10 protein-coding genes and 1 pseudogene are annotated in these 9,269 nt (G+C 48.0%); 6 read left to right on the top strand and 5 right to left on the bottom strand.

The features are described 5' to 3' along the window. The 4 genes and pseudogenes from PHP87_RS09070 to PHP87_RS09085 all read right to left on the bottom strand — a co-directional run. Positions 1-184: pseudogene (locus PHP87_RS09070) on the bottom strand (ABC transporter permease); the annotation flags it as partial. Next, complete coding sequence (locus PHP87_RS09075; protein ID WP_299920530.1) at positions 159-1,103, bottom strand: ABC transporter ATP-binding protein; 945 nt, start codon at positions 1,101-1,103, stop codon at positions 159-161. The gene PHP87_RS09075 and the pseudogene PHP87_RS09070, both read right to left, overlap by 26 nt. Then, the gene (locus PHP87_RS09080; RefSeq protein WP_299920531.1) at positions 1,103-2,020 is read right to left on the bottom strand and encodes an ABC transporter ATP-binding protein; all 918 of its coding nucleotides are present in this window, start codon (positions 2,018-2,020) and stop codon (positions 1,103-1,105) included. Before PHP87_RS09080 ends, PHP87_RS09075 begins: the two co-directional genes overlap by 1 nt. Further along, positions 2,017-3,012, bottom strand: a complete 996-nt coding sequence (locus PHP87_RS09085; RefSeq protein ID WP_299920532.1) for an HlyD family efflux transporter periplasmic adaptor subunit — start codon at positions 3,010-3,012, stop codon at positions 2,017-2,019. The genes PHP87_RS09080 and PHP87_RS09085 overlap by 4 nt, the downstream gene beginning before the upstream one ends. 283 nt (positions 3,013-3,295) lie before the next feature. On the opposite strand from PHP87_RS09085, the gene PHP87_RS09090 reads away from it, so the two are divergent. The 5 genes from PHP87_RS09090 (at position 3,296) to PHP87_RS09110 (ending at position 6,688) form a co-directional block, all read left to right on the top strand. Beyond that, positions 3,296-3,979: a PIG-L deacetylase family protein gene (locus tag PHP87_RS09090; protein WP_299920534.1), complete on the top strand. Its 684-nt coding sequence runs from the start codon at positions 3,296-3,298 to the stop codon at positions 3,977-3,979. Continuing rightward, the gene (locus PHP87_RS09095) at positions 3,976-5,013 is read left to right on the top strand and encodes a glycosyltransferase (RefSeq protein WP_299920535.1); all 1,038 of its coding nucleotides are present in this window, start codon (positions 3,976-3,978) and stop codon (positions 5,011-5,013) included. Before PHP87_RS09090 ends, PHP87_RS09095 begins: the two co-directional genes overlap by 4 nt. Positions 5,014-5,303: 290 nt before the next feature. Continuing rightward, complete coding sequence (locus tag PHP87_RS09100; protein WP_299920536.1) at positions 5,304-6,161, top strand: MBL fold metallo-hydrolase; 858 nt, start codon at positions 5,304-5,306, stop codon at positions 6,159-6,161. Further along, positions 6,158-6,550: a hypothetical protein gene (locus PHP87_RS09105; protein WP_299920538.1), complete on the top strand. Its 393-nt coding sequence runs from the start codon at positions 6,158-6,160 to the stop codon at positions 6,548-6,550. The genes PHP87_RS09100 and PHP87_RS09105 overlap by 4 nt, the downstream gene beginning before the upstream one ends. A 12-nt stretch (positions 6,551-6,562) precedes the next feature. Further along, positions 6,563-6,688: a hypothetical protein gene (locus PHP87_RS09110; RefSeq protein ID WP_299920539.1), complete on the top strand. Its 126-nt coding sequence runs from the start codon at positions 6,563-6,565 to the stop codon at positions 6,686-6,688. 40 nt (positions 6,689-6,728) lie between these two features. Here PHP87_RS09110 and PHP87_RS09115 read toward each other — a convergent pair whose 3' ends face one another. Beyond that, entirely contained in the window at positions 6,729-7,379 is a 651-nt protein-coding gene (locus tag PHP87_RS09115; RefSeq protein ID WP_366942921.1) for a protein-L-isoaspartate(D-aspartate) O-methyltransferase, read from the bottom strand. Between the two features lie 555 nt (positions 7,380-7,934). On the opposite strand from PHP87_RS09115, the gene PHP87_RS09120 reads away from it, so the two are divergent. After that, positions 7,935-8,813 carry a hypothetical protein gene (locus PHP87_RS09120; protein ID WP_299920541.1) on the top strand — a complete coding sequence of 293 codons (879 nt, stop codon included), beginning with the start codon at positions 7,935-7,937 and terminating at the stop codon, positions 8,811-8,813. Positions 8,814-9,269 lie beyond the last annotated feature (456 nt).

The following is a 9,269-nucleotide window of genomic DNA, read 5'->3' on the forward strand; positions in this document are numbered from 1 at the left end:
CCCGGCTTTCCGGGGAAAGAGACTGGTCAAAGACCACTGTCGATATGTGCTTGACATCGGTTTGGATAGCATAGCCAAAAAGGAGCAACTGGATCAAAGGAATCATGAATATCAGGGCCAGGGTCATTCGGTCTCTTTTCATCTGGATAAATTCTTTTTTAATTACGGCAAAAATCCGGCTCATCATTTTCCTCCCGCTCTTTTTTTCGGGCCAGGGCAATAAAAACATCATCCAAAGAAGGGGTTATGGGTAGGGGCTGGATGCCGGTGGCTTCCTCCAGGAGAGCTGCTGCCTCGTGGCTCTCTACCAGCACATGCAAGCGCAAGCCGTAAACCGAGCATTCCTTCACATAAGGGAGACTCTGGATAAAGGCGCTTTGCTGCAGAGGGTCGGGAAGCTCAATTTCCAGCAATACTCCCTCTATAACACTGTTCTTTAATCGATCAGGGCTATCCAAAGCCAGCAAGCGGCCCTGGTTAAAAAAGGCTATCCGGTCACAACGTTCGGCCTCATCCATAAAATGGGTGCTGACAATTACCGTAGTTCCATTGGCGGCCAGCTCCTGGATAAGGTTAAAAAAGGCCCGGCGGCTGGACGGACTGACCCCGCTGGTTGGCTCATCCAGAAAAAGCAGGTCGGGATCGGATATGATAGCGGAACCCAGGGCCAGGCGCTGTCGAAATCCGGGGCTCAAGGTGGCTACCAGCTGTTTTTCCCGCTCCCGTAAACCGGCCAGAGCTATCATCGCATCCACTTTTTGGCGCCGCTCCCGGTAGGGAATGCGGTAAAGCCCGGCGAAAAAGTCCAGATTCTCCCATACCGTCAAATCATCATAGAGGCTAAACTTTTGGGACATATAGCCGATGCGGGTTTTTATTTTTTCACTTTCAGTTTTCAAATCATAACCTAAAACCCGGCCATTTCCGGAACTGGGTTCCAGGATTCCGCAGAGCAAGCGTATGCTGGTGGATTTACCGGCGCCGTTGGGCCCCAGAAAGCCGCAAACTTCACCACTGCGGATTTGCAGGTTTACCCGATCAACTGCGGTAAACTCTCCGAATTTCCGGCTCAAATCCCAGGTCTCAACCGGCAGATCCGGCATCAGACTTCACCTCCCGCAAAGCCTTTTGCTTCAGCCAGGAAAACAAAAAGCTCTTCCATGGAAGGGGCTGCCTCCACAATGGACTCCGGCTCCAGACCCTGGGAAGTCAGCAATTCTTCCAGCCGACGGCGGGAATTATCCACTTCTTCAACTACCAGGCGGTACTTATAACCATAGAAGGAGGCATCCAATATTCCGGGAAGAGAATCAAAAAAATGAGGATCTCTGAGGGGGGCTCTTAGTTCCAAAATGCGAAAAGGGAAACTCAGCTTAATTTCTGCCGGTGGCGCCACTACCTCCAGGCGGCCTTCATTGATAAAAGCTACTTGATGGCAGAGTTCAGCTTCATCCATATAAGGAGTGGAGAGCAGTATCGTTATCCCCTCTCGATTCAGATCATAGAGTATCTGCCAGAATTCCTGCCGGGATTGGGGGTCTACCCCGTAAGTCGGTTCATCCAGAACCAGGATTTGCGGCCGGGTAATCAAGGCACAGCTTAAGGCCAGCTTTTGTTTCATGCCTCCGGAAAGCTGTTCTCCCAGGCGCTGTTCAAAACCAGCCAGGCCGGTGCGTTCTAAAATCTCTTCTGCCCGTTCTCTGATCAAGCTCTTATGCAGCCCATAGAGAGAAGCGAAAAAATCTATGTTCTCTATCACGCTCAAGTCCCCGTAAAGGCTGAACCTCTGCGGCATGTAGCCCAGGTCTTGGCGTTCAATTTTTTCGGGGGAGAGACCCATGAGCTGGACTGCGCCCGAATCAGGAGTGATCAGGCCGCAGATCATACGCAGCAGAGTGGTCTTGCCGGCCCCGTCCGGTCCCAGCAATCCGGTGATAGACTGTTTCTTGACCTGCAGGTTTACCTCCCTGACCGCCGGGATAGGGCCGAAGCTTTTAGTTAACTGGGCGCAGTTAATCATGGCGTCATCTCTTGCCAAAGCACATCGGCTGGCATACCTGCTTTGAGAATACCGTTCGGGTTGCTTGTTATATTAATCTTCACCGGGAAGACTACATTGGCGCGCTCCTTTTTGGTCTGAATGCTTTTGGGGGTGAATTCCCCCCGTGAAGATATTTCCTTAACCACTCCGGAAAAAACCTGCTCGCAACCACTTACGCTGATATTTACTTTTTGCCCCAATTTAACCTGGGGCAGTTCATCAGTGGGAATATAAACTTTTATCCACAGGTGATGCAAATTAGCCAGAGTGGCCAGGGTGGCTCCCATGGTGACAAACTCGCCTTCTTCAAAATTCTTAGTAATCAAGGTTCCCTCCAATGGGGACAGCAATTTGAGGTCATCCAGCAAGGCTTCGCTGCTTTTCAATACCGCTTTGCTGCGCTCCAGTTCCGCAGCGGCAGCTGATATGGCCCCCGGGCGGCTACCCGATTCCAAAAGGCTTAACCTGGCTTCAGCCGCGGTGAGCTCGTTTTTCTTAAGCTCGCTGTTTAAACGGCTCTGCTCCTGTTTATCCTCGGCAACGGCTCCCTGCGCAAAAAGCTTCTGCATACGCTCCAATTCCCGTTCCGCCTGTTCATAAGTACTTCTGGCCATATTTACCCGGGCCAGGGCTTCTTTTATTTCCTGAGAACGGGCTCCGGATACCAGGTCATCCAGCCTTGCCTGTGCCGCCAATACTCCCAGGGCATCCCTTTCTTTCTGAGCCAGCAGATCATGGCGACTCAGCTCTGCTACTAATTGTCCAGCCTCGACCGAGTCTCCCGCCTGGGCTTTAAAGCTCTTTATAGTGCCGCTGACCCGGGCTTTCAATTCCACGCTGGTAGCCTCAATGGTTCCTGTAGCCTGAAGACTTGGCTTGTTTTCGCCCCAGTAATTCTGGTATAAGAGAAAAAAGCAAAGACCCAGAATAGATAGGAGCAGGAGCAAGACGATAATATTTTTGCGTTTCATCAACACACCTCCGGTAGACCAAATGCTGGGGTAGGTAAACTAAAAAAACTCAAATAGTTTACCTGGTTTCATTATAAGCGGCTGGCGGCAAATGGCAAGCAGTTTTTATAAGTGCGGGATGAGCTTAGCTGTAAGGGCAATAAAGGGAATAGTCAAATTGAGTTATATGAACAATAGATGGTATAATTTTATCAATAAGTCTTGGAATGTTTGGGCTTTTATAAAGCAGTAAATTAAATAGTGGAAATAAAAAAATTTGCAAAGGAGGCCGGAAGCAGTTGCTATGGAAAATATTATAGTGTTTGCTCCCCATCCTGATGACGACATAATTGGCTGTGGCGGCAGTATTGCCCGGCAGCTGCAACAGGGAAATAAGGTTTCCATAGTTTATCTTACTTCCGGGGATGCGGGAAGCTTGAAGCATATAAAGAGGAGAATGGTGCAAATCCGGGAGGAAGAGGCGCGGAAAGCCGCGGCCTTGCTTGGGGTCAGCGAGCTCTTTTTTTTCCGCAATCCCGATGGGTATTTGGAGTTTAAACGAGATAATCTGGTAAAAATTATTACCCTGATCCGGGAAAAGAGGCCCATAGCTGTATACATACCGCATAGTAAAGATCGGGTCAGAGATCACCGGGTTACCCACGAACTGGTGCTGGAGGCCTGTCATAGGGCAGCCGGGCCCTGGTTTCAAGAATGTGAAGGCCAGCCCTGGTCAGTGGGAAATATTTTTGGTTATGAGGTCTGGGCACCCTTGCAAGAGCCAGCTTATGTTGAAGATATAAGCGAATTTATGGAAGTAAAACTCGATGCTCTGAGACTGCACCGTTCTCAATTAGAGGAAATCCGCTATGATGAGGCTATAATGGGCTTGAACCGCTACCGGGGAATAATGACGGGAGAAGGGGATTATTGTGAGTGCTTTGAACTGCTCCGGGCCAATATCTCTATAAAAAGGGGGGTATTATGAACTGGGAATCTGCGCCAGTTCTGATGCTAACACCTTTCCACCATATGCAGCGGGGGAATACCCTGACCACGTTGCGCCTGCAAACGGCCTTGAGACAGCGGGGGTTCACCGTGGATCTTTTGTCTTTGGAGGAAAAGGGATGGCGGGATAGCCTGCGCGAGTATCTAATTAACAGCAAGTATTCGCTGGTGCACGGTTTTAATGCCCGCTATTTTGGCGGGGTGCTGACGGAGTTTCCTGAGCTCCGAAATTTGCCGCTTATTCTAACCACAACCGGCAGCGATTTAAATTATGACCTCAAGAACTCGGGGAGAGACCTGGTTCTGGCTGCTTTTGCCGCAACAGAGAAAATCATAGTCTTCCATGATTATTTCCAAAAATTAATTGGGGATGCTTATCCGGAGTATTGTTCTAAGCTTTCAACCATACCCCAGGGAATATGGCTGGAAGAAAGGCTTCTCTTGAAGCGAGAAATGATAGGTTTGGCAACAGATAATATCGTATTTGCTCTTCCCAGCGGTCTCCGTCCGGTAAAAGATATCGAACTGGCTATTGATGGGCTGCAAAGGGTATATAAGGATTTTCCTGAGCTTCGTTTGTTGATTATTGGTCCAGTGATTGATCAGGACTATGGCCAAAAGATCAAGCAGCGGGTAAGTGAGCTAAATTGGGTATTTTATCTGGGAGAAGTCTTACATAGTGAGATGGAAAGCTATTTGTCGCTGGCCGATGTAATACTCAACACCTCCCAGGCAGAAGGACAACCCCAGGGATTGCTGGAGGGCATGAGCCGGAACAAGCCGGCTATATTGACTGCTGTACCGGGAAATCTGGACATTATTGAGGAAGGACGGCAAGGATATTATGTAAGGAACCAGGAGGAACTGGCTGCGGCAGCCCGGAAGATGCTGTCCTCGGCGGAAAGTCGTCAAAGAATGGGCTTGGAGGCTGGGAAACTGGTAAAAGAAAGATTCTCGCTGGCCAGGGAAAGACAGAGCTATGCAGAATTATATCATCAAATCCTTAGTCCTTAAGTTGACATGGGGACGGGGTTGTTGACATACTCGATCCCTTTGGGTGCTATTAAAGTTACTTGTAGCACTCAGCCAGTAATCCGTTAATTTTATTACAAATTATCGCTTCTAAGTGCTGGTCTGTCTCCTAAGCGTCAAAAAGTTATTTTTCGTACTACCCCCTATGACCGGGGACCACAATCAGCGATGAAAAGTGAGTTAGTAAGGGCTTGCATCGTAAGATGTAGAGGAAATAACTTAACTCCCTCACTCCTCACTTTCCTTACTAATACATAGAGGAGAGTTTTACTATGAAAGTTCATGTCCTGGCCAGTGGGAGTACAGGAAATGCCGTTCTATTCGAGTTTGGAGAAAGCAAAATTCTGGTGGACGCCGGCATCAGTTGCCGCCGGATTGAGCACGGACTCCAGGCAATAGGTACGAGAGCGGGGGAATTGGACGCAGTATTGCTTACCCATGAACATACAGACCATATTAAAGGACTGGATGTATTTATACGCAAGTACCAACTTCCTGTTTTTGCCCGACCGGCTACCTGGAGCAGGATTGAATGCCGTAAAAAATTTCCCGGGGAATGTATTAAAGAGCTAGAAGGAACTTTTCCCCTGGGAAGGGTATTGATAGAACCCTTTGCTATTTCCCACGATGCCATTGATCCGGTAGGATTTTGTTTCTATTATGGGAAACGAAAAGCGGTAATTGCAACTGACCTGGGAATTGTAAGCCGGGAAGTGGAACAGGCCCTATCTTTTTCTGATATTGCCGTTTTGGAATCCAATCATGATCCCCAAATGCTTAAAAACGGTCCTTATCCCCCCTATCTTAAAAAGCGTATAGAAGGCAGGGAAGGTCATCTCTCGAATTTTGATACTGCTCGCCTGCTGAGTAGTGTGCCCCGCCATAATCCCATGCAGGTTTTACTGGCCCATATCAGCCAACAAAACAATCATCCTATGCTGGCTCAGCAAACCGTAAGCAGAATTATGCAAGAATCGGGTTGTGAAGTAGGTCGGGAAATCGGTATATATCCCACTTTTCCCCACCACGGAATTACCTGTACCATGACCGGAGTATTTGCAGTAAACGCCCCCCTTTTTCAGGGGAATGATTTACTGGTGAAGCAGGATGGAAGGGGGAAAGCCAATTGAGAAAAAAAGGCCTAAATTCGCGAACTTCGAAGGAAACAGAAGCTATGCTCTTGGAGTTGGGCCGGCAGGAAAAGGAGAGATTGGAGAACCTGAATAAGCGCATTGCTGAACAATGGAAAAAGAACCGAGACTTGCAGAGCGAGATTTTTGCTATGTTACGGGAATTAATTCTTGTGCAAAGCCTGGACGACAAAATTAGCCAGCAGGTACTGCGGCAGGTAATGATATGGGAGGAAGCTCGTAAAAAGGGAAGGGAAATAGTAAGAGCAGAAAGTGAGCGTGCTGGAGAAAGCCAGGAACAGTTGCGGGATTCACTCCGCTTGTTGGATCAAATCTACCAGCAAGCAGGAGTAGTTTGCGCCGAAATGCCTGCTCCAGGGGAGAGATAGGAGAGATGAATTTTGGTTTTAAAACGCCGCTGGAGTTTAGAGCCGGAAGGCAGAGAGCAACTAATGGCCGAAAGGCAAGAAGAAATGAAAAAGATTATAGAGGAGCAGGAAGAGATAAATATCGCTCAGCAACCTTAATAGCGACCTGCCACTCACAGGCCGGCACGGGAGTAACCGGCTAATCGCCCGCTTTGCCCTGCATTCCCCAGCCATAATCTCCTTTGAATTCAACAAAGCGCACTTCGCCGCGGGATTCCTGGCTTAGCTGGGCGTCATTCCCCTTTTTTAGCAGTATCAATTCCTGCATACTTGGGGGGCCCAGCGGTAAAAGCATTATGCCTCCAACATTTAACTGCTCCAACAGGGGTTGGGGTATGGAGGCCGCACCTGCAGCTGCGATGATGCGGTCATAAGGGGCAAATTCCGGCCAGCCTTGACTACCATCCCCTATCTGGAAATTAATGTTGCGGTATCCCAGTTCTTTAAGCCGGCTTTGTGCTTTTTTCGATAGCTCCGGTATTAGCTCTATGCTAAAGACTTCAGCCGCAAATTCAGCCAGAAAAGCGCTTTGATAGCCGGAACCAGTGCCTATTTCCAGTACCCGGCATTTCTTATTTAGCTCCAGGGCCAGGGTCATTTCCAGCACCAGACTGGGCTGGGAAATAGTTTGCCCAAATCCGATGGGCAAAGCCTGGTCACAATCAGCCATGTTCCTGTAATCGTTGTCAATGAAATGGCTGCGATCCAAACGATGGAAAAACCTGATTATTTCGCTGGGACTATCTGCTTCGTGCTTCATTTGATGAGCATTCCTTTCGCGAATATATATCTAGAAAAGGGGAGATAATTGCGAATTATCTCCCGCCAAGATTATTCTCTAGCTTGCCCCGGCCAGGGCAGCAAGATTCCCCCAAGGGAATATACCCTATGACCCTATCTCCATTCTAGCATTAGCAACAAATTGATGTCACTGCAAAAAGTAACAAATATGCATTTGTGTACATAAATATACCGCTCAGCTACCTCAGTAGCGACCGCAGGGAGCATCAGAAGTGCCCGCAGGGCGGAACACCAGGCGTACCCGCAGGGTGCAACCTTAATAGCGACCGTAGGGTATGTAGGGAACGACCCCCGTGTTGTTCCGAATCAGGCGCAACAACCTTAATAGCGACTGCAAGGCATTGTAAGGGCGGTCTTCGCCCGCCGCTTTCACCTTCGCCAGCGTTTTGTATATTCATGCAACCCTTATGCAACAAAAAGGGTTTTTTGCAGTGTAGTCACAATTTATACCAAAATTATAATTTATAAACTTTGATAAAAAGGTACTCTTACTACATATTTGCCGTATTATTCTCATATATTTTTGCAAAGGAGGTAAGGGCTCTTGGTATTTAATCTGGCTAAGCACCGTCTGGCTTTTTTTATGATTCTATTTTCCTGCCTATTCCTGCCTTTCATTTTCAAATCTGAATCCATAAAAGAAAAAATAAAGCCTGAGCGTGTTGAACAGAAAGCACTGCAGGGAGAATATCTATCCTGGGAGGAAGTGAACAAGCTATTTCCCAAATACGCCAAAGCAACGCTGGTGGATCTGGATACGCAAATGAAATTCCGCATACAGAGGAGGGGAGGCAGCTATCACGCTGATGTTCAACCATTGACAGCTGAAGACACTTCAATAATGAAAAAGATATATGGCGGACAGTGGAGCTGGAAGCGAAGAGCCGCTATACTCCAACTGGATAATGACCAAATGATTGCCGCTTCAATGAACGGGATGCCGCATGGCAGTGGTGCCATCCCCGACAATAATTTTAAGGGACATTTTTGTGTTCATTTTCGGGACAGCATAACCCATGGCAGCCGCAAATCCGATTGGGGTCATAAAATAATGATATGGAAAGCTGCCGAAATATTGGATAGAGAACTAAAATTGTTGGAACCGGAGGATATTATCCGGGTGTTTGTGGTGGCAATGGATCAAGGGGATAGCAAAATAGCGGGCAAAGTGATGAGCGGTAGTAAAGAGGATGAGCTTTCTAGGGCTGCTATGGAAATAAAGTATATTCGCATTGATAAAATAGAAAAAAAAGAAGATAATCTCGACCGGGTTGGTATAAGGCTGGCTTTAAAGGGTTCAAGCCGGGAATATCTGAAAAATGTAGAGGTCAAGTTCTTGCAAAAGGATGGAGCCTGGTTAATTGATTACGGTTTTCTGCGCCGTTCTTTGCTCAGCCCTCTAAATATTAAAACTTTTTCGTAAATCTTCCAGAGGTCATAGTAAGAAAAGTGAGGGGTGAGGGGTTGTCGGTTGTCAGACATCAGAAGGGTGAGGGGGTTATTTCCTGCTATATCTTACTATTCTAGCGCATACTAACTCACCTTTCATCGGTGGTTGTGGCCTCACCCTGCACCCTTCGGGTACTACTGGCGCTCCATCCTTCGGATATCGCTATTAAGGTTGCACCCTTTGGGGGTTAGTAAGAAAATAGGGTTTAGGCAGCGTGTCAGGAGAACCTCCCATTTGACACCCCTTGATACCAATGGGCGGTTAATAAAAAAAGCACTTCCTTAGGTGGAAGTGCTTTTTAAGGTGTGCCCGGCATGGGCGCAGTCTAATGGGTGAAAGTCCCTAGTGCGGGTTGATAGTGCCAAGCACATAGCCAAGGGCAAGGGTGTCCGCGGCGACGCGGAATCTGAAGGAAGCCGGAGGCAAACT

Source organism: Syntrophomonas sp., assembly GCF_028707975.1.
Lineage (GTDB): Bacteria > Bacillota > Syntrophomonadia > Syntrophomonadales > Syntrophomonadaceae > Syntrophomonas.

What these genes read in the sequence shown, in the direction of transcription:
- PHP87_RS09075 (WP_299920530.1), bottom strand. Translation starts at nt 1,103, where the DNA reads ATGCCGGATCTGCCGGTTGAGACCTGGGATTTGAGCCGGAAATTCGGA.
- PHP87_RS09080 (WP_299920531.1), bottom strand. Translation starts at nt 2,020, where the DNA reads ATGATTAACTGCGCCCAGTTAACTAAAAGCTTCGGCCCTATCCCGGCG.
- PHP87_RS09085 (WP_299920532.1), bottom strand. Translation starts at nt 3,012, where the DNA reads ATGAAACGCAAAAATATTATCGTCTTGCTCCTGCTCCTATCTATTCTG.
- PHP87_RS09090 (WP_299920534.1), top strand. Translation starts at nt 3,296, where the DNA reads ATGGAAAATATTATAGTGTTTGCTCCCCATCCTGATGACGACATAATT.
- PHP87_RS09095 (WP_299920535.1), top strand. Translation starts at nt 3,976, where the DNA reads ATGAACTGGGAATCTGCGCCAGTTCTGATGCTAACACCTTTCCACCAT.
- PHP87_RS09100 (WP_299920536.1), top strand. Translation starts at nt 5,304, where the DNA reads ATGAAAGTTCATGTCCTGGCCAGTGGGAGTACAGGAAATGCCGTTCTA.